The following is a 26,666-nucleotide window of genomic DNA, read 5'->3' as shown; positions in this document are numbered from 1 at the left end:
TCCGGCCTGCGCGCACGGTTACCTTACAATCCGGTCGGTATGCACTCGTGAAGGAACCCGATGATGACGAACGCCTCGGCCGCGCGCCGTGCCGCCCGCCCCTTGCGCATCCTGGCCCACCTCGCGCTCGTCGCCATGGGCGTCGGCACGGTGGTCGCCGCGCAGGCCGAAGGCTCGGCGGCCGAGCGCCTCCGTTTCCGCCAGGCCTATGCCAGCGCGCAGCAGGGTGGCGACGCATGGCGCGCGCAGGCGGCCGGACTCGAGAACTACGTGCTGTTCCCCTATCTGGAGGCGGCGGCGCTGAGCCACGACCTGCGCACGCTCGACCGTGCGCGCGTCGACGCCTATCTGTCGCGCTATCCGGGGATGATTCCCGCCGCCGACCTCCGCCGCGACTTCCTGGGCGAACTGGCGCGACGCAAGGACTGGGCGACGTTTACCGCCATGTACCAGCCCGGCCTCGGCGACAGCCTGAGTTGTTTCGCATTGCAGGCGCGCCTGTCGCGCGGCGAGCCCCTGGTCTTCGAGCGCGACCTCGCCGACCTGTGGAAGAAGGCGAGCCTGCCGAACGCCTGCGATCCCGTCATCGCGGCGGCGCACGACCAGGGCTTGCTGACGCCGGAGCGCCTCTGGTCCCGGATCCAGATCGCGGCCGACGCGGGCAAGGGCGGCACCGTCGCGTCGCTCGCGCCGTGGCTGCCGCCCGAGGACGCGATCGCAGCCCAACGCATCGCCCAGGCGCTCAACGATCCCGCCACCGCGCTGTCCGGCGCGGCGAACTGGCCGGACACGCCACGCCATCGACAGGCGGTCACCCTCGCGCTGCAGCGCATGGCGCGCAAGCAGTCGACCGCGGCCGATACCGCCTGGACGACGCTGCGCCCGCGTTTCACCCTGAGCGAGCAGCAGACCGGCGCGATCGAGAATGCGCTCGCGCTGTTCCATGCCACCGACTTCGACGCCTCCGCGCTCGACCGGCTGGCCGCGCTGCCCGCCGGCGCGCAGACCGATGCCACACGCGAATGGCGCGTCCGCGTCGCGCTCGCACGCCAGGACTGGCCCGCGGCGCTTAGCGCGCTCGACGCGCTTGGCGCGTCGCAGAAGGACGATGGCGAGTGGCGTTATTTCCGTGCGTTCGTGCTGGCGAAGCTCGGTCGCCAGGGCGAAGCGAAGGCGATCTACCAGTCCGTCGCGCAGGAGGCGACCTATTTCGGGTTCCTCGCCGCCGACCGCGTGGATGCCGCGTATGCGATCTGCCCCGCCCGCATGGCGACGGACGAAACCCGCGAGGCCGCGCTGCTCGGCGATCCCGGGCTGGATCGGGCCTTCGAACTCTATGCCGTGGGGCTGCAGAAGCTGGCACGGCGCGAATGGACCGCCGCGCTGGCCGGTCGCGACGCCGACACGCAGCGCCTGGCCGCCGATCTCGCCTTCCGCAAGGGCTGGTACGACCGCGCGGTCTTCGGGCTCTCGTCGGGCGACGCGCTGCGGCTGTACGAGCAGCGCTTCCCGCTCGCGCGGCAGGACGGCGTCGTGGAGCAGTCGAGCCAGGCGGGCATCGAAGCGCCGTGGGCCTACGCGATCATTCGCGCGGAAAGCGCATGGATGAGCGACGCGCGCTCCGGCGCGGACGCGCGCGGCCTCATGCAGCTGCTGCCGTCGACGGCCGCGCTCGTCGCACAACGCAACGGCCTCTCGTGGGCCGGAGGCGAAAGCCTCTACGAGCCCACCACCAACATCGTGCTCGGCACGCGCTACCTCGCGCAGATGGCCGCCCGCTTCAACGGTGCGCCGTGGCTCGCCAGCGCGGCGTACAACGCGGGCCCGAACAAGGTCGACCAGTGGGTCGCGGCGCGCGGGAACCTCGAGCCCGACCTCTTCGTGGTCAGCATTCCCTATAAGGAGACGCGCGAGTACGTGGCGCGCGTGATGGCCTTCGCCGTGATCTACGACTGGCGCCTCAATGGCAATGCCCTGCCGATCGCCACGCGCATGACCCCGTTCGGCAGCACGTACACGCTGCCGACCAGCGGCGCGGTGCGCAAGCCGGTGAGCTGTCCCGCGCCGGCGGTCGCCACGCCGGCGCCGGCGTCGACGCCCGCCGCCATGGAGCCCGCGCCCGCCAGCGCCACGTCGGCGCCGACCCCACAGGATCCGCAGCAGTGAACCGGTTGGCGGCGGCACGCCAGCGGCCTACGCTGCCCGGGTCGTCGCCTTCCGGGAGCTCTCCATGAAACGCCAGCGCATCGTCATCCTCGGTGGTACCGGGTTCCTGGGCGGCCATGTCGTGCCGCGACTGGCCGCCGACGGGCATGAACTGCTCCTGCTGTCCCGCAACCGCGAAGCCCATCGCCAACGCGCGGTGGGCCGCGGCGTCACCGTGGTCAGCGCCGATGTCTACGACCCGGCCGTCCTGCGCCGGCACATCGCGGGCGCGGACGCCGTGATCCAGATGGTGGGCATCCTCAACGAAAGCGGACGCCAGACGTTCGAACGCGTGCACGTCGGCCTGATGCGCCTGGTGGTCGACGCGTGCCGCGACGTGGGCGTGCATCGCCTGCACATGATGAGCTCGCTCAACGCGGGACGCGGGTCGTCCGGGTACCTGCGCTCGCGCGGCGAAGCGGAAGCGCTGGTGAAGGCCTCCACGCTCGACTGGACGATCTACGAACCCAGCACGCTGTTCGGCCCCGGCGATGGCCTCGTCACACGTTTCGACGGCCTCCTGCGCATCGAGCCGGTGGTGCCGCTGCCACGACCGGAAGCGAAGATGGCGCCCGCGTACGCGGGAGACGTCGCCGAGGCCGTGGCGCGCTGCGTCGCCGACGATGCCTCGGTGCTGCGCACCTACGAACTCTACGGTCCCGAAGTGTGGACGCTGCTCGACCTCGTCAGGGCCATTCGCGACGCACGCGGACGGCGGCGCCTGGTGCTGCCACTGCCGGACGCGCTCGGACGGCTGCAGGCGCAGCTCGCGCAGTTCGCGCCGGGCAAGCCGTTCACGCCCGACAATTTCCGCTCGTTGCTCACGGATTCGGTCGGCCACACCGACGGTTTCGCGCAACTCGGCATCCACCCGCAACGCCTGAGCGCATGGCTGCCCCGCCTGCTCGGGCCGTCCGCGCGCCAGCGTCGCCTCGACGAGGCACGCGGTCGCCACCGTCACTGAACGGACCCATGGACATCTACCTCGTCGGCGGCGCCGTCCGCGACAAACTGCTCGGACGCACCGTCGTCGATCGCGACTGGGTCGTGGTCGGGGCCACGCCGGACGAGATGCTCGCCGCGGGCTACCGCGCCGTCGGCAAGGATTTTCCAGTGTTCCTCCACGGCGACACGAAGGAGGAATACGCGCTGGCGCGTACGGAGCGCAAGACCGGCCGCGGTTATCACGGCTTCGCGTTCCATGCCGATCCGTCCGTCACGGTCGAACAGGACCTCGAGCGGCGCGACCTCACCATCAATGCGATGGCGGAGCGCGACGACGGCACGCTGGTCGATCCCTTCGGGGGCGTGGGCGACATCGAGGCTCGTGTCCTGCGGCACGTCTCCGATGCCTTCGCCGAAGATCCGGTACGCCTGCTTCGCGTGGCGCGCTTCGCCGCGCGCTACGCGCCATTGGGCTTCCGCGTGGCCGAGGAAACGATGGCGCTGATGCGGCGCATGGTGGAGGACGGCGAGGTCGACCATCTCGTGCCCGAGCGCGTCTGGGCGGAAACCCGCAAGGCCCTCGCGGAACCGATGCCGTCTGCATTCCTGCGCGTGCTTCGCGAAAGCGGCGCGCTGCGCGTGCTGTTTCCGGAAGTCGACGCGCTCTACGGCGTGCCGCAACGGCCGGAATACCATCCCGAGGTCGACACCGGCGTGCACGTGGAGATGGTGCTCGACGCCGCGGCGAGGCTCGCCCCGGGCGACGCGCTGGTCGGCTGGTGCGCGCTCACGCACGATCTCGGCAAGGCGCTGACGCCGGCGGATGTCCTGCCACGCCACATCATGCACGAGCAGCGCGGCATCGAGCCGGTTCGCGCGATGTCGGCGCGGCTGAGGGTGCCGGTCGAGTACGCGTTCATGGCGGAGATGGTGTGCAGACACCACCTCAACGCGCACATGGCGCTGGAGCTGAAGCCGACGACGATCCTGCGCCTGCTGGAAGCGCTTGGCGCGCTACGCCGTCCGCAGCGCCTCGAGACGTTCCTGCTCGCGTGCGAGGCCGACAAGCGAGGCCGCCTCGGCAGCGAAGATGCCGCGTATCCGCAGGCGGATTACCTGCGCGCGTGCCGCGACGCGGCCGCCGCGGTCACGTCGCAGCCATTCGTGGAGAAAGGTCTGCAGGGTCCCGCGATCGGCGAGGCGATGAAGAAGGCGCAGGCGCAGGCCATCGCCGCCGTCGTGAAGTCGGCCTAGAGCCGCGATCCCTGGTCCGCCGCCATCACGCCCTCCGGCAGCGCCGCGGCGTCGATACCCTTGGCGAACAGCATCACCTGGAAGCGCTCGCCCATCTGGTCGGGCAGCGTGAGCTTCTTCACTTCCTGCGACAGGCGATACCGCGCCGCCTCGTCGGTGAGCGCGAGGTAATCGTCCTCGAAGAGTTCCTGCAACCCGCTGGCGATGAGGAACTGCGCCTGCGGCATGTACGCGGCGACACCGAAGCCGGCGCTGTTGCCGGCCTCCGCGAGCGCGGTGAAATCGACCGAGGCCGTGAGGTCCTGCAGGCCGGGCAGATGGAACGCGTCGCCATGCGCGCGATGGCGATAGAACGCGCGCAATGTGCCGTCGTCGCGTTCGGGCAGGTAGAACTCGCCTCGGGTGTATCCGTAGTCGGCGAAAAGCATCGCGCCGCTGCGCAGGCTGCCGGCGACCGCCTGGATCCAGTACGGAAGCTGCGGAAGGATCTCGCTGCGGTAGCCGGTCGCGAAATCGCGACCGAGGTCGCGTTCGACGTGACGCACGGCGCCACCCACGAGCGCGTCGGCGGGGCGGTCGCTGCGCACGAAGCGGCGGTCGCCGTCGAGCACGACGTGCTCCTCGTAGACCTCGCCGTCGCGCATCGCGAAGCGGGTGGTCGGCAGCGCGTCGATCACCTCGTTCGCGAAGAGCATGCCGTCCCAGTCCTCTTCCGGCGGGCCATCGAGCCAGACCGCGCGTGCGAAGAGCGCGGCGGGAAGATTGGCATGCAGGCGCTCGCGCTGGCGCTCGCGCAGATCGGCGCTCGGCTCGAGGATCATGAAACGGCGAGGCACCTGGCCGGCGGCGTCCAGCGCCAGCAGGGCGGCTTCGGCGAACGCGCCGCTGCCGCCGCCGATCTCCATGAAATCGGCCTGGGGCCCCAGCGACGCCAGGACCGGCACGAACGCCCGGACGACGCACCGAGCGAACAGGCTGCCAAGTTCGGGCGCGGTGATGAAATCGCCCTCTTCGCCGAACTTCGCCTTGCCCGCGCTGTAGTAGCCCAGGCCCGGCGTGTACAGGCAGCGCTCCATGAACCGCGAGAACGGCATGGGCCCGTGCGAGGCGATCTCCTCACGCAGGAGATCGGCAAGGTGATCGGAGTGCGCGCGCTCGTCGGCGCCGGGTTCGGGCAGTCTGGAAGTCATGCGTCGGGCAGTTCGTGAAGCGAACCGACAGGATAGCGGATGGGGCCGCCCCGGACACCTCAGAAATCCTGCTGGATCGACAGGAAGACGCCGCGGCGCGGACCGAATTGCGGCGCGCCGACGCCGATGCCCGAACCGTCGCGGATCTCGTACGTGCGATCCAGTGCGTTCACCAGCGCCAGCTGCGCATGGGTCGTGCCCGCCGACGTGAGGTTGAAGTCGTGCGCGACGCTGAGGTTCAGCTGGAAGTACGACGGCAGCGTCGCGCCGTTCGGAACGATGCCGTCGCGTCGCAGGCCGGAGCCGAACAGGTAATCGGCGCCGATGCGCGTGGTGTCCGCGAACGCATAGCTGATGCCGCCCGACGAGGTGTATTTCTGGTCGTGGTCGAGATGGATGAAGTGGTCGGCGATGTAGGCGAGGTCGTCCGGGTCGAAGTTGTACTGGCCGGTGATGATGCGCTTGCCCACGGCGCGGTTGTACGCGAAGTTGAAGTACGCGGTGAGCGCACCGCCGTCGTAGTTCACGGTCAGTTCGTCGCCCTTGACCTTGCCCTGGTCGTAGTTGAACGTCGAATACACCAGCGCCGCGCCAAACTGGCCTTCGTCCTGCAGGCGCGACACGCGCCGGTAGTAGCTGTCGAGGCCGACCGTCCAGGCGTCGCCGAACTTCTGCGAGATGCCGACGTCGTAGTAGCTCGAGCGCTCGGCGAGCGGCGTGTCGTTGCCGTCGCCCGGCAGGGCGTTGGTCGTTCCCGCGAACTTCGCGATCGACGTCGGGCTGATCGACTCCGAGGCGGGCGGCGTGAAGTAACGCGAATACCCCGCGTGGATCGTCGTGCTGTCGGTCGGCTGGTAGACGAGGCCCACGCGCGGGCTGAGCTGGCTCTCGGGGCGGAACGCGTCGTAGCGGTCGGCGCGCACGCCGTAGTTCACCGTCCACTTCTCGCCGATGCTCCATTCGTCCTGCAGGTACAGGGCGTAGGTACGGGCGATGACGCGGCTTGCATCCACGATGTTCAGCGGTGTCGTGGAGGTCTGGTTACCGGCGGCGTCCGCGGGAAACACGAGCGCGTCGTTCGTGGAGGTGGCGCGCTCGAACGACGCGTACATGCCGTAGCGCAGCGTGTGATCGTCTCCGAGTGGCGTGGAGAAGTCGGCCTGCAGCGTGCTCGCGCGGTTGGCGCGACGCACGTCGGACGCGACGCCGTTGAACATGAGGTCGCCGATGTCGTCGGGCGTGAAATCGAGGCCGCTGTAACGCTGGCCGGCGGAGATCTGGTAAGCCGTCGTGCCGAGCTTGCCCTGCAGGCTGAGCACGCCGAACCGCGTCGTCTCGCGCTGGCGCTCGTCGAGCCGCGCCGAGTCGAAGTTGGTCACGTCGAGGTAACCGAACTGCGGCGTCTGGCCGGGGTTGTTCGGAATCTCGAAACGGTTGTTGGTGGCGCCGAAGAGGAAGCTCAGGCGCGTGTCGTTGTCGATCAGGTACGACACGTCGCCGAAGGCCTTCACCTGGTTCGTGTGGTCGTGGACCGGCTTCCGGCTGGAGGTGGGATTCTCGATACCGACATCGTTCTCGAGGTAGTTGGCGGTGAGGAACCAGCTCCACCGGCCGCTGCGCCCGAACAGCGAGGCGTTCGGGTTGACGGTGCCGAACTGGCCGCCCGTGATGCCGACGCTGCCACCGATGCCATCCTTCGCCGCCGTGCGCGTCGTGATGTCGACCACCGCGGCGGTGCGGTCGCCGTACTGGGCGGGCAACGCACCGGTGAGCAGCTTCACGCTCTGGATGGTGCGGGCGTCGAGCGTCTGCCCGAAGCCGCCGATGCTTTCGGGGATGATCACGCCATCCACCCGGTACTGGAGGTTGGCGTGGTCGCCACGGACATGCAGCTGCCCGTACGAATCCTGCACGACGCCCGGCGCCTGCAGCAGCACCTGGTTCAGTGGCGTCGAATCGCCCAGCGGCAGGGCCTGGATGGTCTGCCGATCGATCACGTACTGACTGCTGCCGGTATCGGGCGAGAGGCTGTTTCGGGCCTCGTCGAGGCGGGCAGACACGTCCACCTCGCCGAGCGTGGTGGCTTTCTGAGGCGCCGCGTCGTCCGCGAAGGCGGGGACGGCGGACAGGGCGAGGGCGATGCTGAAAGCGAGGCGTGCAGGCGTCATGGGGGCGTGTCCGGGGAACGTTATATTGTTTCAACACAGTGTGTACCCCGGACCTTTCCGGTCACTTTCCTCGGATGACGACAACCGCCTTTGTGGGAGCGGATCTGGCCGCGACAGCTCCTGAGGCGGTGCCCTGAAGCTGGCGCGCCACCTTGGGGACCGGGGCGAAGAGCCGTCGCGGCCAGGTCCGCTCCCACAAAGGCCTCGGAGCCCGCACCTGTGGGACATCTTTGAGGCCGTAACCCCGCGCTGCCGCGCCACCTTGGGGACCGGGGCGAAAAGCTGTCGCGGCCAGGTCCGCTCCTACAACGGCTTCGGAGCCCGCACCTGTGGGAGCGCACCTGGGCGCGACATCTTCTGAGGCCGTGCCCTGAAGCTGGCGCGCCACCTTGGGGACCGCAGCGAAGAGCTGTCGCGGCCAGGTCCGCTCCCACAACGGCTTCGGAGCCCGCACCTGTGGGAGCGCACCTGGGCGCGACATCTTCTGAGGCCGTGCCCTGGAGCTGGCGCGCCACCTTGGGGACCGGGGCGAAGAGCCGTCGCGGCCAGGTCCGCTCCCACAACGGCCTCGGAGCCCGCACCTGTGGGACATCTTTGAGGCCGTGACCCGGCGCTGGCGCGCCACCTTGGGGACCGGGGCGAAAAGCTGTCGCGGCCAGGTCCGCTCCTACAACGGCTTCGGCGCCTCCACCTGTGGGAGCGCACCTGGGCGCGACATCTTTTGAGGCCGCGCCCTGGAGCTGGCGCGCCATCTTGGGGACCGGGGCGAAGAGCTGTCGCGGCCAGGTCCGCTCCTACAACGGCTTCGGAGCCCGCACCTGTGGGAGCGCACCTGGGCGCGACATCTTTTGAGGCCGTGCCCTGGAGCTGGCGCGCCACCTTAGTGACCGGGGCGAAGAGCCGTCGCGGCCAGGTCCGCTCCCACAACGGCCGGAGGCCCTGTCTGTGGGACCTGCTGGCGCGCCAGCTTGGGGGCCACGGCGAAAAGCTGTCGCGGCCACGGCCGCTCCTGCAGACACGGTTCGTTTACGCCGCCGACGCGACGATGCGCCATCGCATACGTGGAGACGACGATGGCGAGCCGTGAGCCTTCATCGACATCGAAAGAAATCGTGCCCGCCTCGGGCGCCGACCGGGGTGACAGCCCCGTCGCCCGGGCCATCCTCGAATTCGTCAGCCGCATCCCCGACAGCGAGGTCCCCCGCGCCAGCAAGGGCACGGCGGAAGAAGAATGCCGCCGGCTGGCGAGCGCGGCCGCGAACAAGGCGGCCCTTACCGCCGGCTCGCTGGCGTTGCCGCCCGGGCCGCTCGGCTGGTTGACCGTGCTGCCCGAGCTGGTCGCGATCTGGCGCATCCAGGGCCAGCTCGTCAGCGACATCGCGGCCGCCTACGGCAAGACGGCGAAGCTCGGCCGCGAGCAGATGCTCTGGTGCCTGTTCCGCCATACCGCCGCGCAGGCGTTTCGCGATGTCGCGATTCGCGTCGGCGATCGACTCGTGTTCCGCACCGCCGCCACGAGCGTTCTCCAGCGCGTGGCGAGTCGCATCGGCGTCAGCGTCTCGAAACGCGCCGTCGGCAAGGGCATCTCCCGCTGGCTGCCGATCGTCGGTGCGCTGGGTGTCGGCGCGTACGCGTACTACGACACCGGCCAGGTCGCGAAAACGGCCATCGATCTTTTCAGCGGGGAGGTGCACATCGACGACGAGCCGCCGGGCGGCAAGGCGACGAAGCGCAAGGTGGCGACCGTGGATCATCGGGACGAGAGCACCACCGATCTCGCCGGCGCAGAGGATACGAAGGAAACCGGTGGAGCACGCGCCGCACGCGGCTCGGCACCCCCGACGAAGACGCGCGTGCGATCGCGTTCGAAGGCCTCGATCGACGGGTCGGCTGCCAAGGCCGCCTCGCAGCGGACAACGAAGGCTCCTGCCGGAAAGGCGGTGAAAAAGGCGGCCGTGCGCAAGCGCGCGACGACGAAGAAGGTCGCGGCGGCGAACACGGCGAAAGCTCCGAAGAAGACCGCGTCCCGTTCGAAGTCGGCGACCCGCTAGAAACCGCCGCGAAGGCGCTGCCTGGCGCGAGCGCCCATCGCGCCCAGGTGCGCTCCAACGGGGTCTTCCGCGACAGCGCGCTTCCCACGGCCAGGCGATTGCGGCACGCTACCCGCGCCACGGAAAGCGAGGGATGTCACGATGAGCAAACCACCGGTCGTTCTCGTCACCGGCGCCGCGCGCCGTGTCGGTGCGGTCATCGTGCGTCGCCTGCATGAAGCAGGCTGCGACGTCGCCATCCACTATCACCGCTCGGCCGACGAGGCGCGCGCGCTCGCGGACGAGCTCGACGGCATTCGCGCGGGCAGCGCCGCGACGTTCGCCGGCGCCCTGGGCGAGGCGGACGTCCCGGCCCGGCTCGTCGCCGACGTGACGGCGCGATTCGGCCGCCTCGATGGCCTCGTCAACAATGCATCGTCGTTCTATCCCACGCCCATCGGCAGCGCGACGCCGGCGCAGTGGGACGATCTCTTCGCCGCGAACGCGCGCGCACCGTTCTTCCTCTCGCAGGCGGCTGCCCCGGCACTACGCGCCAGCGGCGGAAGCATCGTCAACATCGTCGACATCTACGCCGAGCGCCCTCTCGCGCAACACCCCATCTACTCGATGGCGAAAGCCGCGCTGGGAATGCTCACGCTCTCGCTGGCGAAGGATCTCGCGCCCGAGGTCCGCGTGAACGCCGTCGCACCCGGCGCGATCCTCTGGCCTGCCTCAGGCAAACCGGAAGAAGCGGCCGAAGCGCTCATCGCCAAAACGCCGCTGGCTCGCAAGGGCGAGCCAGCGGATGTCGCGGAAGCCGTGCGCTGGCTGCTGCTCGACGCGCACTACACGACGGGTCAGGTCATCCGCGTCGACGGCGGACGCGCCCTGAACATCTGATCAGTTCTTCGGGCGGAACGCCGATTCGATCAGCGCGACGTCGAAGCCCTGGCCCGGATCGCCTTCTTCCGTGTAGCGATAGAGCGCGGCGGAATACACGCCGTGCATCGCCGTCTGGAACAGGCTGAGCGCGACGAGGCCGATCACGGCGGCGACGCCCACGGCGATCATCAGTGCGAACGACTGCGTGCTCGCGGCGAGGAAGAACAGGATCGCGCTGACGAAGATCAGGCAGAAGGTGAGGATGCCGCCGGCGAGGCCGATGCCCGCGTTGCCGATGAGGTTCTCACCCCACGTGCGCTTGAGCAGCGAGGCGCTGCGCTTCACCGCGTCGACCGGGCCGATGTCCTGCGCCGCGAGCACCGGAACCACGAGGAAGGTCGCGACCGTCCAGCCGAAGCCCAGCATGCCGACGACGATGCGGCCGATGAGGCCGAAACGTTCCTGCAACGCGCGCAGGATCATGCCGACCGTCGCCGCGATCAGCGCGTAACCGATGATGTTCGGCAGCTTGCTCGTGGCGGCGCGCATGCCGTCGCCCAGCGTGGGGTTGCCGCCGCCGAGACGGATCAGCGCCGCCGCGGCGAGGGCGACGTTGAAGAAGATCACGACGCCGTACTGCACGACATAGAACGCGAAGCTGACAAGGAGGAACAGCGTGGAAGGACTCTGCCGCTGCCCCTCGAACCCCGCCTGGCCGTGCGAGGCCAGCGAGAAGATCGGCCATGCGAAGCTCGCGATGACGATGAGCGACGCCACGCCCGCGAGCAGCGGGAAGAGCATGAGCTCCTTGTCCTGGCGAAGGATGTTGGCGCTGGCTTTCATGAGCGCCCAACTGCGTGCGAACTTACCCATTCCCCTGCTCCCCTGGCGGTCCGATGTGGAGCGCGTTGTAGCATCTTGGTGGGGGCGTCGCTAGGGGAAGAAGTTGGCCACCGGCGAGAGCGGCTCGCTTTCCCAGGGAAAAGCCGCCCACAGCTCGGCCATGCTGCGCCCGTCGACGGGGTGGCGGACGTCCGGCGCGATGTCGGCCATCGGCTTGAGGACGAACGCGTGGCGGAGCTCGCCGCGGGGCAGTTCGAGGTGCCCTTCCCCGCTGAGCACGAGGTCGTCGTACAGCACGATGTCGACGTCCAGCGTGCGGCTGGCGTAACGGTCGCCGCCGCGGACGCGGCCGTGGCGGTCTTCCAGCGCGTGCAGCCAGTCGTTGAGGTCTTCCGGACCGAGGTCGCTGTCGAGGCCGACCGCGAGGTTCAGGAAATCCGGGCCGTCGAAGCCCACCGCCTTGCTCCGGTAGACCGGGGACACGTCGAGCGCGCCGAACCGCTCGCGCAGCTCCGCGACCGCCACGGCCAGCCAGTGCTCGGCATCGACGTTGGAACCGAGGCTGAGCCAGGCGCGACCCATGTCAGGCCACCTCCGCGATCGACTGTCGCAGCGCGCCGACGCCGTCGCGGACGTCGCCGCCCGACGGCTGCTGGAACGGTCGCAGCCCGAAAGCCGGCAGGATCGCGATGAGGTGATCGAAGATGTCGGCCTGGATACGCTCGTAATCGAGCCACACGACGGTGTTGGTGAAGCAGTAGATCTCCAGCGGCACGCCCTGGGGGCCCGGGTCGCGCATGCGCACCATGCGGGTCATCGCGTCGTGCACATCGGGGTGCGCGGCGAGGTACGCCTCGGCATAGGCACGAAACGCGCCGATGTTCGTCTGCCGCCGACGATTGACGGGCAGTTTGCCCGCCTCGCCGAGCGCCTCGTTCCAGCGACGGATGTCGTCGCGCTTGCGTGCGAGATAGGCCTTGAGCAGGTGCACGTTGCCGAAGGCCTCGATCTCGTCGTCTTCGAGGAAACGGATGCAGGCGGCGTCGATGTAGAGCTCGCGCTTGATGCGCCGGCCGCCCGACTCGGACATGCCACGCCAGTTCTGGAACGATTCGGAGATCAGTTTCCAGGTGGGCACGGTGACGATGGTGCGATCGAAATTGCGCACCTTCACCGTATGCAGCGTGATGTCGATGACGTCGCCGTCGACGCCCGCCGAGGCCATCGTGATCCAGTCTCCCACGCGCAGCATGTCGTTCGTGCTCAGCTGGATGCCGGCGACGAAGCCGAGGATGGTGTCCTTGAACACGAGCAGGAGAACGGCCGACATCGCGCCGATGCCGGAAAGCAGCAGGCCGATGCTCTGGTGCGTGAGCTTGGTGATCACGAGCACCAGCGCGACGATCCACAGCGCCAGCTGGAGCAGCTGCACCACGCCCTTGATCGAGCGTTTTCCGGCCGGCGTCGCGCTGTACAGCGATTCGAACGCCAGCAGCGCGCGGCCCATCGCCGCGATCACGCACACGATGATCCAGCAGACGGCGAGGTTGCGCACGAAGGTGGCGATGCCGTCGTCGTCGCGATGCAGGAGGACCCCGATGCCGTAGTAGACGACGATGGCCGGCAGCATGCGCGCCATCCAGCGGAACGCGCCGAACTCGTAGAGGGCGTCGTCCCAGCGCCAGGCCGTGTGCCGGGTCGCGGCGCGCACGACGCGATGCAGGAACAACCGGCCGAGCAGACCCACGAGCCACGCCGCGACGAACAGGCCGCCCACGAGGACCACGCGGCGCAGTTCCGGCGACGCGATCGTCTCTTCGAGCATGCCCAGCATGGCGCCGAGATCGATCATGCCGGACGCGTGCCGCGCTCGATCCGCACGCCCACCGCGCGCGCGCCGCGCACGGCGCCGGGCTTGGAAAGCTTCAGGCGCACCCAGCTCACGCCGAACTCCTCGCGGACGATCTCCGCGCAGCGCTCGGCGAGCGTCTCGACGAGGCCGAAGCTCGTCGATTCCACGTACGCCTGCAGCCGCTTCGACACCGCCTTGTAGTTCAGCGTGTGCTCGATGTCGTCGCTCGCGGCCGGACGACGGTTGTCGAAGGCCATCTCGAGATCGAACGACAGCGTCTGCCGGATCCGGCGCTCCCAGTCGTAGATGCCGATGACCGCGTCGATGCGCAGGTCCTCGATGAAGACGATGTCCATGGAATCAGGGCGTGGAGGGGGTCGTACAGGGTCGGCGAGGTGCGGCGATTTCGCAAGTCGGCCTTGGCCGCTCCCACAGCACCCCGAATGTCGTGGGAGCGCACCCGGGCGCGACCGCTTTTCGCGAGGAGCCGCAGGGCCGCGGCCCCGGCGCGGTCACGCTGCCGGCAGGCTCTCGAGATTCCAGCGCGGATGAACCTGGATGGTTTCGTCCTGATGCTGACCCGACGCGAGGCGGATGGCGCCGGCGAGCGCGATCATCGCGCCGTTGTCGGTGCAGAACGCGAGACGCGGGAAGTACACGCGGAACCCGTCCGCCTGCCCGGCCTGCGCCAGCTGCTCGCGCAGCCGCTTGTTCGCACCCACGCCACCGGCGATCACGAGGCGCTTCGCGCCCGTGGCCTCCAGCGCCCGGCGGCACTTGATGGCCAGCGTATCGACGATGGCCTCCTCGAAGCCGCGCGCGATGTCGGCCCGGGTCTGCTCGCTCTTGTCCGACGCCTGCCAGGCCAGCAGCACCTGGGTCTTCAGGCCCGAGAAGCTGAAATCCAGCCCCGGGCGATCGACCATGGGCCGGGAGAAGCGAAACTTGCCCAGCGTGCCCTGCTCCGCCAGCTTCGCCAGCGCGGGACCGCCCGGGTATGGCAGGCCCATGAGCTTGGCCGTCTTGTCGAACGCCTCGCCCGCGGCGTCATCCAGGGTGTCGCCGAGGATCCGGTATTCGCCGATGGCCTTGACCTCGACCAGCATCGAATGACCGCCGCTGACCAGGAGCGCCACAAACGGCGGTTCCGGGGGATCGTCCTCGAGCAGCGGGGCCAGCAGGTGTCCTTCCATGTGGTGGACGCCGATCGCCGGCACGCCGAGGGCCCAGGCCATGGCGCGGGCGGCGGAGGCCCCGACCAGCAGGGCGCCGACCAGACCCGGACCGGCCGTGTAGGCCACGCCGCCAAGGTCGGCGGGGGTGAGCCCGGCGCTCTTAAGGGCCTCGCGGACCAGCGGGAGCAGCTTGCGGACGTGGTCGCGGCTGGCCAGTTCCGGCACGACGCCGCCGTACTCGGCATGGAGGGCGATCTGGCTGAAAAGGGCATGGGAGAGCAGCCCGCGGCCCGGGTTTTCGGGGTCCCAGCGCAGCAGCGCGACGCCCGTCTCGTCACAGGACGTTTCCACCCCTAGCACGGGCTTTGAATTTTTCATTTCGATCACGTTATAATCCACGGCTCACCCGGTCTCACGGGTCAGTTTAAACAAGTGGAGTTTCCATGCCGAGCGTTAAAGTCCGCGAGAACGAGCCGTTTGAGCTTGCCCTTCGCCGCTTCAAGCGTACGTGCGAGAAGGCTGGCGTGCTGGCCGAAACGCGCAAGCGCGAATTTTACGAAAAGCCGACCCAGGAGCGTAAGCGCAAGCGCGCTGCTGCTGTGAAGCGCCACCTGCGCCGTCTGTCCCGCGACACGACGCGCCGGACCCGCATGTACTGATGCACCCGCCGGCCCCGTGGCCGGACTGGTGTCGCGGTTGGCGCGTTTATGCCGCTGCCGCATTCAGGCGGAAATCCCGAGCCGGCTTTGCCGAAAGGTGAAGCCGGCTTTTCGTCGTCCCGGAGAAAAGAAATGAGCCTCAAGGCAAAGATCACCGAAGACATGAAGGCCGCCATGAAGGGCGGGGAAAAGGATCGCCTGGCCGTGATCCGCCTGGTCCAGGCCCAGATCAAGCAGCGTGAAGTCGACGAACGGATCGAACTGGACGACACCCAGGTGCTCGCCGTGCTCGAAAAGATGCAGAAACAGCGCCGCGACTCGATCGAGCAGTACGACAAGGCCGGCCGCGACGACCTGGCATCGATCGAACGCTACGAGATGGGCATCATCGACGGCTACCTTCCCGCCAAGCTGTCGGAGGCGGAGCTCGACGCCATCATCGCCGCCGCCATCGCCGAATCGGGCGCCACCTCGGCCCGCGACATGGGCAAGGTCGTGGCCCTGATCAAGGAAAAGGCCGTCGGCCGCGCCGACATGGCCGCCGTGGCGGGCAAGGTGAAGGCGAAGCTGGCCTGATCCGCCCGTAGGAGCGCGCCCTGCGCGCGACATGTTTTGGAGCCGTGCCCGCGAACTGGCGCGCCAGCTTCGACGCAGCGGCGAAAAGCCGTCGCGCGCAGGGCGCGCTCCTACCAACGGCTCGCCGTGGTGGGGGCAACCTGCCCCTTTCACGACACCCCCACGTTCACGTCCGCATCCTCCCCCACGCGACTGGCGGGTGTTCCTCCGGCGCCCGACGGAGGTCTCCCATGCTCAAGTACGCCATCATCTTCGGCCTCATCGCCCTGGTCACCGGCGCGCTCGGCTTCAGCCGGGTCTCGGGGATCGCCGCGACGATCGCCAAGGTCTGCTTCGCCATCTTCCTGATCCTCTTCGTGCTCGCGATCCTCGCCGTCATCGGCGTGTTCCACATGGCGTTCTGACGAGTCCGCCAGACTCCATACGGAAGCGGATGCGTGGCATCCTAGGGGGCTCATGCGTGGCCGTATCCCCGACAATTTCATCGATGAGCTCCTGACCCGCGTCGACATCGTCGACGTGATCGAACGGCGCGTCCCGCTGAAGAAGGCGGGGCGCGAGTGGACGGCCTGCTGCCCGTTCCACAACGAGCGCTCGCCCTCGTTCTATGTCAGCCCCCAGAAGCAGTTCTTCCATTGCTTCGGCTGCGGCGCCCACGGCAGCGCGATCAAGTTCATCATGGATTACGACCGCCTCGAATTCCCCGACGCCATCGAGGAACTCGCCCAGTCGGTCGGCCTGAAGGTGCCCTACGAGGGTGCTCGCGACGACAAGCCACGCGAGGACCGCAGCGACCTCTACACGCTGCTCGACGAGGCGGCCAGCTTCTACCAGCGCGAGCTCGGCAACAGCGCCGAGGCCCGGTCGTACGTCGACCGGCGCGGCCTCGACGACGAGATCGTGAAGCGCTTCCGCATCGGCTGGGCGCCGGCGGGTTTCGACGGCGTGCTCAAGGCCCTCGGCAGCACCGACCGGCGACGCCAGCTGCTCAACGAGGCCGGCATGGTCGCCAGCAACGAGCGCGGCAACCGCTACGACCGCTTCCGCGAGCGCGTCATGTTCCCGATCCTCGATCGCCGCGGCCGCGTGATCGCCTTCGGCGGCCGCGTGCTGTCGTCCGAGCAGAGCCCGAAATACCTCAATTCGCCGGAAACCCCGCTGTTCCACAAGGGTCGCGAGCTGTTCGCCCTGTGGCAGGTGAAGCAGGCGAACCAGACCCTCACCCGGATCATGGTGGTCGAGGGCTACATGGACGTCATCGCCCTGCACCAGGCCGGCCTGCCGATCGCCGTCGCCACCCTCGGCACCGCGACCACGCCGGAGCATGCCGAAGTCCTCTTCCGCGCCGCTCCCGACGTCTACTTCTGCTTCGACGGCGACCGCGCTGGCCGGCAGGCCGCGTGGCGTGCGCTGGAGTCGATCCTCCCGCGCATGCGCGACGGCCGCCAGGCGCACTTCCTCTTCCTGCCCGATGGCGAGGATCCGGACACACTGGTCCGCAAGGAAGGCAAGGAGGGTTTCGAGAAGCGCATGACCGACGCGATGCCGATGTCGGAGTACTTCTTCGAGGAACTGGCCCGCGATGTGGACACCTCGAAGATCGATGGCCGGGCCCGCCTGGCCGAGCGGGCGCGCCCGCTTATCGCGCGCCTGCCGGACGGCGCGTTCCGCGACCTGATGGGCCAGGAACTGCAGCGGCGCACCGGCGCCCGCGCCGTGCTTGAGGCCGAGCCGGAGGCGAATGCCCGTCTTGCCCAGGCCCGTCCGGCCAACGTGCAGCGCAGCCTCGTCCGCAGCGCCATCACGCTGCTGCTCGCGCAGCCGGCGCTGGCCGAGGAGGTCGAGCCGCCCTACGCCTTCCTGCGCCTGGATCGACCGGGGGTCGGCCTGCTCGCCGAACTCGTCGACGTGGCCCGTGCCCGCCCCGGCATCAACCCGGCCGTGCTCGTCGAGCACTTCATGGATCGGCCCGAGTACGCGTCGCTACAGAAGCTCATGGCCGCCGAGGTGATCGGCGAGGCGGACATGCAGCGCGTCGAATTCCTCGACGCGCTGGCCCAGATGCAGCGCCAGGCCACGACACAACGTCGCGAGTACCTGATCGCCCGCGCGCGCGAAGGCGTGCTTGACGACACCGAAAAAGCCGAACTTCGCGTGCTCCTGGCGGCCCGCGCGACCCCCGCACCCATGGATGGCGAATGATGCATCGCACCGCAGCCGTAACGCGATCCGTGGGATCATCCCGACTTCGTACCTCCAGGGGACCGGCCCCAGCCGGCTTCGCGCACCACTGATGGACCTGCTCAACGACCTCGTCGATTTCTTCGGAAGGAACGGCTACCTCGCCGTCTTCTTCGCGCTGATGCTCTGCGGGGCGGGCCTGCCCCTGCCCGAGGACATCACGCTCGTGGCCGGCGGCATCATCACGGGCCTGGGCTACGGCGACGTCCACACCATGGTCGGCGTCGGCATGGCGGGCGTGCTGGTGGGCGATTCCACGATGTTCCTGCTCGGTCGTCATTTCGGCGGCCGGATCATGAGCTGGCGGTTGGTGGCGCGCCTGCTGACGCCCGAGCGCTATGCGAAGGTGCAGGAGAAGTTCGAGCGCTACGGCAATCGCATGATGTTCGTCGCGAGGTTCCTGCCCGGCATGCGCACCGCGGTATTCATCACCGCCGGCGCCACGCATCGTGTCGGCTTCTTCCGCTTCCTCCTCCTCGATGGACTCGCCGCCGCCATCAGCGTGCCGATCTGGGTGTACCTCGGGTATTTCGGCGCGCACAACCACGAGTGGCTGGCGATGTGGATTCACCGCGGCCAGACAGGCGTATGGCTGGCCATCGCCGGCGCGCTGCTTGCACTTGGCGTGATCTGGTGGCGGCGCAAGCGCGCGGCCCGCGACTGCGGCTGAGGCGCCTCGCCCCCCATCCGAGAGTGGGAGCCGATCGTATCGGCGATCCCGCGATAGCGGGCCCGTCGCGAGCACCCTTCGCCGATACGATCGGCTCCCACCCTTCGGTAGGCAATCGTCACGCCGCGGGCGCGAGCTCCGAGGTGAGCCATGCGCGGAACGTCGCCAGCTCCTCGCGATCGGCCGCGTCGCGCGACACCGCGAGGTAATACGTGTGCTGGAGCGGTAGCGGAAGGCGGAACGGCTCCACCAGGCGTCCGGCCGCGAGGTCGTAGGCCACCAGCAGTTCCTGCGCCAGCGCCACGCCCTGCCCCTCGATGGCGGCCTGCAGCATCATCGTGCCGTCGCCGAACCCCATCTCGCGCGATACCGGCCCCGGCTCCACGCCAGCTCGCTCGAACCACTGGTCCCAGCTGACCGCCGCGGCCGCGCGACGCCCCGGGCGTTCGTGGAGGAGCATCTGCGCGGCGAGATCCTCGGGTCCGCGCAGCGCGCCCGCGAGCGACGGCGCGCACACCGGCGTGTAGCCGCTCACCACGAGGATGGACTGCTCCACACCTTCGACGACGCGATCGTCGACGGAGAGGTCCCACGTGCCCTCGTCGCCACCGTCGGTCACGACCTCGACGGCGATCGCCGGGTGCCGCGCGAAGAACCGGAAGAGCCGTGGCACGAGCCACTTCGTACCGAACGTCGGGGGAACGGCGACCCGCAACGAGGCATCGCGCTGCCCCATCAGCTGGTCCGTGGCATGTTGCAGTGCACGAAACGCGTCGCGAATACGAGGAAAATAGTTCTCGCCGGCCGCCGTCAGCGAGAGTCGATTGTTGCTACGCACAAACAACGGCGTGCCGAGATACGACTCCAGCAATTTGACTTGCGCACTGACCGCCGCGGCCGTCAGCGAGAGCTCCTCGCCGGCCTTCGTGAAGCTCATATGCTGCGCTGCAAGCTCGAACACGCGCACGGCATGGAGGGGTAGCGAGCGCTTCATTGCGGACTCATTCAAAAAAACTTGGGGAAACCCCGAAGAAATTCTAGTTTGCCTGCCTTGTCAGGCAACGCCAAGAATCCGGGGCGATTTCGAGCGGACCATCGATGAACATCCTCACGATCGACACCGGCACCACCAACACGCGGGTCACCGTCTGGAAGGACGGCGATGTCGCCGGTCAGGCCGCCCGCCAGGTCGGCGTGCGCGACACCGCGATCACCGGCAGCAAGACGAAGCTCGAAGAAGGCGTGCGCGAGACGATCGGCGAGGCGCTGGCGACGGCGTCGCTCGGCGAAGCCGACATCGGCCGCGTGATCGCCTCGGGCATGATCACGTCGAACGTGGGCCTTTGCGAGATTCCGCACGTGCCCGCCGCCGCCGGCATCGGCGACCTCGCCGGCGCGATGCGCGAAAGCCTCGTGCCCAACGTGTGGCGCGATCCGATCTGGTTCGTGCCTGGCGTGCGCAACGCCGTCGATCACATCGGCCTGCACAACTGCGAGGCGATGGACATGATGCGCGGCGAGGAGGTCGAATCCTTCGCGCTGGTGGAGCGCCTCGGCATCGACGAACCCACCGTCATCGTGCTGCCAGGCTCGCATTCCAAGTTCGTCAGCATCGACGGCAAGCGGCGCATCGAGGGCTGCGTCACCACGCTCGCCGGCGAACTGCTGCACGTGATCTCGCACGACACGATCCTCGCGGGCTCGCTGAAGGAAGGTTTCGCGAAGCAGGTCGACACGGACATGCTGCTGGCGGGCGCGAACTCGGCGAAGAAGATCGGTCTCGGCCGCGCGTGCTTCAGCGTGCGCATCCTCGACCAGTTCGCCGTGTACGACGCCAACGCGCGCGCCAACTTCCTGCTCGGTGCCGTCCTCGGCTCCGATCTGCTGACGCTGAAGAATTCCAGCGCCATCCGCATGAGCCCGGGCACCCGCTTCGTCATCAGCGGCAAGCCGATCCTGCGTGAAGCCATCGCCCGCCTGGTCGAAGGCGACGACTTCTTCTCCGGCACCGTCACGGTGCTGGACGACGACGACCAACGCGACCTCGCGGGCTACGGCGCCATCGCCGTCGCCCGCGAACGCGGCCTGGTCGACTGACTGAATCCAAGAGGAGGGACCGCATGAAGAACAAGATCGCCACTGGCCTCAAAGTGCTCGCACTGGCCCTGACGCTTTCCGCCTGCTCGTCGGGCGGCAACGACCAGGTCAAGATCGGCTTCGTCGTGAAGCAGCCCGAGGAACCGTGGTTCCAGGACGAATGGAAGTACGCCGAACAGGCGGCGAAGGAAAAAGGCTTCACGCTGGTGAAGATCGGCGCGCCGGACGGCGGCCAGGTGCTCACCGCCATCGACAATCTCAAGTCGCAGCATGCGCAGGGTTTCATCATCTGCACGCCCGACGTGAAGCTGGGCCCCTCCATCGTCGCCAAGGCGAAAGCGGACGGCCTGAAGCTCATGACGGTCGACGATCGCCTCGTCGACGGCTCGGGCAACGCGATCGACACGGTCCCGCACATGGGCATCTCGGCCTCGAAGATCGGCGAGCAGGTCGGCCAGGCGATCGCGGACGAAATGAAGAAGCGCGGCTGGAATCCGGAAGAGACCGGCGCCCTGCGCATCTCCTACGACCAGCTGCCCACCGCGAAGGAGCGTACCGACGGCGCCATCGCGGCGCTGACCGCCGCGGGCTTCCCGACCGCCAACATCGTCAACGCCCCGGAAGCCAAGACGGACACGGAGAACGCGTTCAACGCCGCGAACATCGCCATCACGCAGAACCCGAAGTACAAGCACTGGGTCGCGTTCGGTCTCAACGACGAGGCCGTGCTGGGTGCGGTGCGCGCCGCCGAGGGTCGCGGTTTCCGTGCCGACAACATGATCGGCGTGGGCATCGGCGGCAGCAACTCGGCGCTCAACGAGTTCGCCAAGGGCGAGCCGACCGGCTTCTTCGGCAGCGTGCTGATCAGCCCGAAGCGCCACGGCTATGAGACGTCGGTGAACATGTACGAGTGGATCAAGAACGACAAGGCGCCGCCGCAGCTGACGCTGACCACCGGCCAGCTGATCACCAAGGCCAACTCGGCCGAGGTGCGCAAGGAAATGGGGCTCTGACGATGACGGATGCTCCGCGCCTCGAGTTCCGCCACATCGGGAAGAGTTTCCCGGGCGTGCGCGCGCTCTCCGACGTCGGCTTCAGCGTGCGCGCCGGCAGCGTGCACGGCCTGCTCGGCGAGAACGGCGCGGGCAAGTCGACGATGATGAAGATCCTCGGCGGGGAGTACATCCCCGACGAGGGCGAGGTGGCGATCGACGGCCGTGCGATGGACTTCCGCAAGGCCGCCGACGCGATCGACGCGGGCGTCGCGGTCATCCACCAGGAACTTCAGTACGTACCCGAACTTTCGGTGATGGAGAACCTGTTGCTCGGCCGCCTGCCGACGCGCTTCGGCCTCGTCGACCGGCGCCGCGCGCTGGCGTGGACGCGCGAACGCCTGGACGCGCTCGGCGTCGACCTCGATCCGCGCGCGAAGCTCAAGGCGCTCTCGATCGGCCAGCGGCAGATGGTCGAGATCGTGAAGGCGATCCTCCGCGACGCGAAGATCCTCGCGCTCGACGAACCCACCAGCTCGCTGTCGCATCGCGAGACCGAGGTGCTGTTCCGCCTCGTGCGCGACCTCCGCGCGCAGGGCAAGGCGATGATCTACATCTCGCATCGCCTCGACGAGATCTTCGAGCTGTGCGACGCCGCGACGATCTTCCGCGACGGCCGCAAGGTCGCCGACTTCGACACCCTCGAAGGCGTGACGCGCGAGACCCTCGTGCAGCGCATGGTCGGCCGCGACATCGGCGACATCTGGGGCTATCGGCCCCGCGAGCATGGCGACATCCGCCTCTCCGTGAAGAACGTCTCGGGCCGCGCCGTGCAGCAACCGGTGAGTTTCGAGGTGAAGGCGGGCGAGATCGTCGGCTTCTTCGGCCTCGTCGGCGCGGGCCGTTCCGAGATCATGCGCGTCATCTACGGCGCCGACCGCCGCCTCACCGGCGACGTCGCCGTGGACGGCCAGCCGGTGAAGCCGTCGCAGATCCGCGACGCCATCCGCCACGGCCTGGTGCTGTGCCCGGAGGATCGCAAGGAGGACGGCATCATCGGCGTCCGCTCCGTCTCCGAGAACATCAACATCAGCGCGCGGCGCAACCATCTCGTCGCCGGACTCTTCGTCAACGACCGCGTCGAGGCGAAGACCGCCGACGGTTACATCGACCGCCTGCGCATCCGCACGCCGCACCGCCGGCAGGAAATCCGCCTGCTCTCGGGCGGCAACCAGCAGAAGGCCGTGCTGTCGCGCTGGCTGGCGGAGCGCGACCTCCGCGTGCTGATCGTCGACGAACCCACGCGCGGCATCGACGTCGGCGCCAAGAACGAAATCTACAACGTGCTCTACGAGCTGGCCGGGCGCGGCGTGGCGGTGGTGATGATCTCGAGCGAACTGCCGGAAGTGCTCGGCGTGTCCGATCGCGTGATCGCCATGTGCCGCGGGCGTATCGTCGCCCAGTTCAGCCGAGACGAGGCGAACGAGGCCAACGTCCTCGCCGCCGCCCTCCCCGAAGGCGCCAGCGCCACCCCCACGCCTGCCAGGTAAGACAGCCCATGACCGAGTCCTCCGCCGCCGCCATCGGCGCCACCCGCGACACCCCGGCCACGCGCCGCCGCGCCCTGTTCTGGCAGGTCGTCGACGACTACAGCCTGATCCTGATCTTCATCGCGCTGTTCGCGGTGCTCAGCGCCTCGGTGCAGTACTTCTTCTCGTGGGACAACATGGTCGGCCTGCTGCTGTCCGTGTCGCAGATCGGCATGGTGTCGTGCACCATGATGTTCTGCCTCGCGTCGCGCGATTTCGACCTCTCCGTCGGCTCGACCGTCGCTTTCGCGGGCGTGTTCTGCGCCATCGTCGCCAATGCCACCGGCAGCGTCGCGATCGGCGTCGCGGCGAGCCTCGCCGCGGGTGCGCTGGTCGGCTTCGTCAACGGCGCGGTGATCGCCAAGCTCAAGATCAACGCCCTGATCACCACGCTGGCGACGATGGAAATCGTGCGCGGCCTCGCCTTCATCAGCTCGCACGGCCAGGCCGTGGGCGTCAGCAACGAAGCCTTCTTCACGCTCGGCAGCGCCTCGGTGCTCGGCCTGCCGGTGCCGGTCTGGGTCACGCTGGCCTGCTTCGTCGTCTTCGGCGTGCTGCTCAACAAGACCATCTACGGCCGCAATACGCTGGCGATCGGCGGCAACCCGGATGCCTCGCGCCTCGCCGGCGTCGCGGTGGACCGCGTGCGCATCGCCATCTTCCTCATCCAGGGCGTGATCGCCGCGCTCGCGGGCATCATCCTCGCCTCGCGCATGACCAGCGGCCAGCCCAACGCGGGCGAAGGCTTCGAACTCAACGTGATTTCCGCCTGCGTGCTGGGCGGCGTGTCGCTCATGGGCGGCCGGGCGAGCATCAGCGGCGTGATCGTTGGCGTTCTCATCATGGGCACCGTGCAGAATGCGATGAGCCTCATGAACATCGACGCCTTCTACCAGTACCTCGTCCGTGGCACGATCCTGCTGATCGCGGTGCTGGTGGACCAGCTCAAGAACCGCAGACAGGCCCGCTGATGACCGATACCTTCAAACCGCTGTCCGGGCACCGCCAGGCCCATGCCGAGGGCGTGATCTGGGACGACCTCACCCAACGGGTCCGCTGGACCGACATCGCCACGTCGACGCTGTACGCCTACGACCCGGAAACGGGTCAGATCGACGAACACACGTTGCCCGCCCGCATCTGCTGCTTCGCGCTTACGCACGAAGCGGGCGTGCTGCTGCTGGCCATGGAGAAGCAGGTCGCGCGCTTCTATACGCAGGACGGCAGGCTGCAGGTGCTGGCGGACATCGAGCCCGACCTGACCGGCATGCGCGCCAACGACGGGCGCTGCGACCGCGCCGGCAACTTCGTCTTCGGCACGCTCAACGAATCCGGCCCGCGCAACGACGACGGAAGCCCCGCGAAGATCGCCTCGTTCTGGCGTTTCACGCACGACGGCCGGCTCCATCGCCTGGCGCTGCCGAAGGCCGCCATCACCAACAGCATCTGCTTCAGCCCCGACGGCGGCACGATGTACTTCACCGATTCGCCCACCGCGCAGATCATGGCGTGCGACTACGATGCCGCCACGGGCGATGTCGCCAACATCCGCGTGTTCGCCGAACTGCGCGCGGGAATGGAGCCGGACGGCTCCACGGTCGACGCCGAGGGCTACGTCTGGAACGCGGAATGGGGCGCGTCGCGCGTCGTGCGCTATGCGCCGGACGGCCGCATCGACGCCACCATCGATCTTCCGGCGCGGCAGCCCAGCTGCGTCAGCTTCGCAGGAAAGGATCTCGACCGCATGGTCATCACGTCAGCCAACAAATACCTCGCCGAAGTGGAGCCGTTCGACGGCGCCATCTTCATCGGCACGCCACCGCGTGGCCGCGGCCTTCCCGAAGCCCGCTACGGCCACGAGGTGCGCGCATGAACGCCGGCATGCAGCCCGACCCGCGCACGACGCCCCTGCCCCGCCTCGCGGGCAAGGTCGCCATCGTCACCGGTGCCACGCAGGGCATCGGCGCGGCCACCGCGAAGCTCTTCGCCGCGCATGGGGCGTCGGTCGTCCTGAACGTGCTCGAGGACAACGCGCAGGCACGCGAGACGCTCGCGGGACTGAACACCGACAAGGCCATGCTCTTCGAGGCCGACGTCACGCATCCCGACGCGATCCAGCGGATGGTCGACGCCGCGACCGAGCGTTTCGGCGCGCCCGACGTGCTGGTGAACAACGCGGGCATCAACGTCTTCAACGATCCCCTGTCCCTGAGCGACGACGAATGGACGCGCTGCTTCGAGGTCGACCTCAAGGGCGCCTGGAACTGCGCGAAGGCCGTGCTGCCGGGCATGCTCGGCCTCGGTCGCGGCAGCATTGTCAACATCGCCTCGGTGCACGGCCACAAGATCATTCCGCACTGCTTCCCCTACCCGGTGGCGAAGCACGGACTGATCGGCCTGACCAAGGCGCTGGGCATCGAATACGCCGCGCGCGGCATCCGGGTGAATTCGATTTCGCCGGGGCTCGTGCTCACCGCCATCGCCGAGGCCGGCTTCGCCGCGGCGCCGGATCCGGAGGCCGAGCGCCGCAAGCAGACCGAGATCCTGCCCAACAAGCGCATCGGCACGCCGGAAGAAATCGCGTACACCGCGCTCTTCCTCGCCTCCGACGAAGCCCGTTACATCAATGCCGCCGACATCCGCATCGACGGTGGCCGTTCCCAGCTCTATCACGAGTGATCCCCATGGCCTGGCCCACCGCCCTCCCCCTCGTCGCGATCCTGCGCGGCATCACGCCCGACGAAGCCGTCGACCACGTCGAGGCGCTGATCGCCGAGGGCTTCGACGCCATCGAGATCCCCCTGAACTCCCCGGACTGGCGGCGCAGCATCCCGCTGGCCGTGCAGGCGGCGGGTAACCGCGCGCTGGTAGGCGCGGGCACGGTGCTCACCCCGGAACTCGTCGACGAGGTCGCCGACCTGGGCGGCCATCTGCTGGTGACCCCGAACACGGACGCGGCGGTCGTACGCCAGGGCATCAAACGCGGCATGTACGCGTCCATCGGCTTCGCGACGCCCAGCGAGGCCTTCGTGGCCCTGGCCGCGGGAGCCCAGTCGCTGAAGCTGTTCCCGGCGTCCAACCTGGGCCCGGGGTACATCCGCTCGATCCGCGCGGTGCTGCCGCCGGACGTGCCCCTGCTGGCGGTCGGCGGCGTCACGCCCGACAATCTGGGCCAGTACCTCGACGCCGGCTGCATCGGCGCGGGACTCGGCAGCGATCTGTACAAACCCGGACAGCCGGTCTCGCGCACGCGCGAGCGCGCCGCCGCCTTCGTCAAAGCCTACCGCTCGGTCTGAAC

At 68.6% G+C, this 26,666-nt stretch carries 25 protein-coding genes; 17 read left to right on the top strand and 8 right to left on the bottom strand.

The genetic code is table 11. The features are described 5' to 3' along the window. The first annotated feature begins 60 nt into the window (after window positions 1-60). From BMY69_RS03035 to BMY69_RS03025, 3 genes are all read left to right on the top strand, one after another. Window positions 61-2,166: a transglycosylase SLT domain-containing protein gene (locus BMY69_RS03035; RefSeq protein WP_343124088.1), complete on the top strand. Its 2,106-nt coding sequence runs from the start codon at window positions 61-63 to the stop codon at window positions 2,164-2,166. A 64-nt stretch (window positions 2,167-2,230) separates the two neighbouring features. Beyond that, on the top strand, window positions 2,231-3,169 hold the full coding sequence (locus BMY69_RS03030; protein ID WP_090175287.1) for a complex I NDUFA9 subunit family protein: 939 nt from the start codon (window positions 2,231-2,233) through the stop codon (window positions 3,167-3,169). A gap of 8 nt (window positions 3,170-3,177) precedes the next feature. Further along, complete coding sequence (locus tag BMY69_RS03025; protein ID WP_090175286.1) at window positions 3,178-4,404, top strand: multifunctional CCA addition/repair protein; 1,227 nt, start codon at window positions 3,178-3,180, stop codon at window positions 4,402-4,404. Here BMY69_RS03025 and BMY69_RS03020 read toward each other — a convergent pair. Then, entirely contained in the window at window positions 4,401-5,594 is a 1,194-nt protein-coding gene (locus tag BMY69_RS03020) for a class I SAM-dependent methyltransferase (protein ID WP_090175285.1), read from the bottom strand. The genes BMY69_RS03025 and BMY69_RS03020 overlap by 4 nt on opposite strands. 59 nt (window positions 5,595-5,653) lie before the next feature. Next, window positions 5,654-7,762, bottom strand: a complete 2,109-nt coding sequence (locus tag BMY69_RS03015) for a TonB-dependent receptor (protein WP_090175284.1) — start codon at window positions 7,760-7,762, stop codon at window positions 5,654-5,656. Window positions 7,763-8,874: 1,112 nt separating this feature from the next. On the opposite strand from BMY69_RS03015, the gene BMY69_RS19810 reads away from it, so the two are divergent. Beyond that, entirely contained in the window at window positions 8,875-9,813 is a 939-nt protein-coding gene (locus BMY69_RS19810; protein ID WP_255364442.1) for a hypothetical protein, read from the top strand. A gap of 141 nt (window positions 9,814-9,954) precedes the next feature. Then, window positions 9,955-10,692, top strand: coding sequence for a pteridine reductase (locus BMY69_RS03005; protein ID WP_090175283.1), 738 nt, complete (start codon window positions 9,955-9,957; stop codon window positions 10,690-10,692). Here BMY69_RS03005 and BMY69_RS03000 read toward each other — a convergent pair whose 3' ends face one another. The 5 genes from BMY69_RS03000 to tsaD all read right to left on the bottom strand — a co-directional run bounded on the left by BMY69_RS03000 (window position 10,693) and on the right by tsaD (window position 14,922). Further along, window positions 10,693-11,547 (bottom strand): DUF6159 family protein, encoded by an 855-nt coding sequence (locus BMY69_RS03000; protein WP_090175282.1) that lies wholly within the window; start codon window positions 11,545-11,547, stop codon window positions 10,693-10,695. Window positions 11,548-11,607: 60 nt separating this feature from the next. Next, entirely contained in the window at window positions 11,608-12,099 is a 492-nt protein-coding gene (gene folK, locus BMY69_RS02995) for a 2-amino-4-hydroxy-6-hydroxymethyldihydropteridine diphosphokinase (protein ID WP_090056073.1), read from the bottom strand. Window position 12,100: 1 nt separating this feature from the next. Beyond that, window positions 12,101-13,369, bottom strand: a complete 1,269-nt coding sequence (locus BMY69_RS02990) for a mechanosensitive ion channel family protein (protein ID WP_255364441.1) — start codon at window positions 13,367-13,369, stop codon at window positions 12,101-12,103. Next, window positions 13,366-13,725: a dihydroneopterin aldolase gene (gene folB, locus BMY69_RS02985; protein ID WP_090056070.1), complete on the bottom strand. Its 360-nt coding sequence runs from the start codon at window positions 13,723-13,725 to the stop codon at window positions 13,366-13,368. Before folB ends, BMY69_RS02990 begins: the two co-directional genes overlap by 4 nt. Window positions 13,726-13,881: 156 nt before the next feature. Further along, the gene (gene tsaD / locus BMY69_RS02980) at window positions 13,882-14,922 is read right to left on the bottom strand and encodes a tRNA (adenosine(37)-N6)-threonylcarbamoyltransferase complex transferase subunit TsaD (protein WP_090175596.1); all 1,041 of its coding nucleotides are present in this window, start codon (window positions 14,920-14,922) and stop codon (window positions 13,882-13,884) included. A 65-nt stretch (window positions 14,923-14,987) separates the two neighbouring features. Between tsaD and rpsU the strand changes: the two genes are divergently transcribed. The 5 genes from rpsU (at window position 14,988) to BMY69_RS02955 (ending at window position 18,690) form a co-directional block, all read left to right on the top strand. Continuing rightward, a complete protein-coding gene (gene rpsU / locus BMY69_RS02975) occupies window positions 14,988-15,203 on the top strand; it encodes a 30S ribosomal protein S21 (RefSeq protein WP_029213735.1) in 216 nt (71 codons plus the stop codon). A gap of 132 nt (window positions 15,204-15,335) precedes the next feature. Next, window positions 15,336-15,779 (top strand): GatB/YqeY domain-containing protein, encoded by a 444-nt coding sequence (locus tag BMY69_RS02970; protein WP_090175281.1) that lies wholly within the window; start codon window positions 15,336-15,338, stop codon window positions 15,777-15,779. 230 nt (window positions 15,780-16,009) lie between these two features. Further along, window positions 16,010-16,183 carry a DUF1328 domain-containing protein gene (locus tag BMY69_RS02965; RefSeq protein ID WP_090056066.1) on the top strand — a complete coding sequence of 58 codons (174 nt, stop codon included), beginning with the start codon at window positions 16,010-16,012 and terminating at the stop codon, window positions 16,181-16,183. A 52-nt stretch (window positions 16,184-16,235) separates the two neighbouring features. Beyond that, on the top strand, window positions 16,236-17,981 hold the full coding sequence (gene dnaG / locus BMY69_RS02960; RefSeq protein ID WP_090175280.1) for a DNA primase: 1,746 nt from the start codon (window positions 16,236-16,238) through the stop codon (window positions 17,979-17,981). A 91-nt stretch (window positions 17,982-18,072) separates the two neighbouring features. Continuing rightward, window positions 18,073-18,690: a DedA family protein gene (locus BMY69_RS02955; RefSeq protein WP_090175279.1), complete on the top strand. Its 618-nt coding sequence runs from the start codon at window positions 18,073-18,075 to the stop codon at window positions 18,688-18,690. Window positions 18,691-18,808: 118 nt separating this feature from the next. On the opposite strand, the gene BMY69_RS02950 is transcribed toward BMY69_RS02955, so the two are convergent. Further along, window positions 18,809-19,684, bottom strand: a complete 876-nt coding sequence (locus BMY69_RS02950; protein ID WP_090056059.1) for a LysR substrate-binding domain-containing protein — start codon at window positions 19,682-19,684, stop codon at window positions 18,809-18,811. Between the two features lie 104 nt (window positions 19,685-19,788). On the opposite strand from BMY69_RS02950, the gene BMY69_RS02945 reads away from it, so the two are divergent. The 7 genes from BMY69_RS02945 to BMY69_RS02915 are packed head-to-tail and all read left to right on the top strand — an operon-like array spanning window position 19,789 to window position 26,664. Beyond that, window positions 19,789-20,787 (top strand): 2-dehydro-3-deoxygalactonokinase, encoded by a 999-nt coding sequence (locus tag BMY69_RS02945; RefSeq protein ID WP_090175278.1) that lies wholly within the window; start codon window positions 19,789-19,791, stop codon window positions 20,785-20,787. 23 nt (window positions 20,788-20,810) lie between these two features. Continuing rightward, window positions 20,811-21,800 carry an arabinose ABC transporter substrate-binding protein gene (locus tag BMY69_RS02940; RefSeq protein ID WP_090056055.1) on the top strand — a complete coding sequence of 330 codons (990 nt, stop codon included), beginning with the start codon at window positions 20,811-20,813 and terminating at the stop codon, window positions 21,798-21,800. Window positions 21,801-21,802: 2 nt separating this feature from the next. After that, window positions 21,803-23,329 (top strand): L-arabinose ABC transporter ATP-binding protein AraG, encoded by a 1,527-nt coding sequence (araG, locus tag BMY69_RS02935; RefSeq protein ID WP_090175277.1) that lies wholly within the window; start codon window positions 21,803-21,805, stop codon window positions 23,327-23,329. Window positions 23,330-23,337: 8 nt separating this feature from the next. Then, window positions 23,338-24,339, top strand: coding sequence for an L-arabinose ABC transporter permease AraH (araH, locus tag BMY69_RS02930; protein ID WP_090056051.1), 1,002 nt, complete (start codon window positions 23,338-23,340; stop codon window positions 24,337-24,339). Then, window positions 24,339-25,241, top strand: coding sequence for an SMP-30/gluconolactonase/LRE family protein (locus BMY69_RS02925; protein WP_090175276.1), 903 nt, complete (start codon window positions 24,339-24,341; stop codon window positions 25,239-25,241). Before araH ends, BMY69_RS02925 begins: the two co-directional genes overlap by 1 nt. Further along, window positions 25,238-26,047 (top strand): SDR family oxidoreductase, encoded by an 810-nt coding sequence (locus BMY69_RS02920; protein ID WP_254779300.1) that lies wholly within the window; start codon window positions 25,238-25,240, stop codon window positions 26,045-26,047. Before BMY69_RS02925 ends, BMY69_RS02920 begins: the two co-directional genes overlap by 4 nt. A gap of 5 nt (window positions 26,048-26,052) precedes the next feature. Beyond that, window positions 26,053-26,664, top strand: a complete 612-nt coding sequence (locus tag BMY69_RS02915) for a 2-dehydro-3-deoxy-6-phosphogalactonate aldolase (RefSeq protein WP_090175275.1) — start codon at window positions 26,053-26,055, stop codon at window positions 26,662-26,664. Window positions 26,665-26,666: the final 2 nt, after the last annotated feature.

Origin of the sequence: Luteibacter sp. UNC138MFCol5.1 (assembly GCF_900110505.1) — a bacterium.
Lineage (GTDB): Bacteria > Pseudomonadota > Gammaproteobacteria > Xanthomonadales > Rhodanobacteraceae > Luteibacter.
Note: the sequence above shows the minus strand (reverse complement) of the source record. Positions and strands in the feature narration are given on the sequence as shown.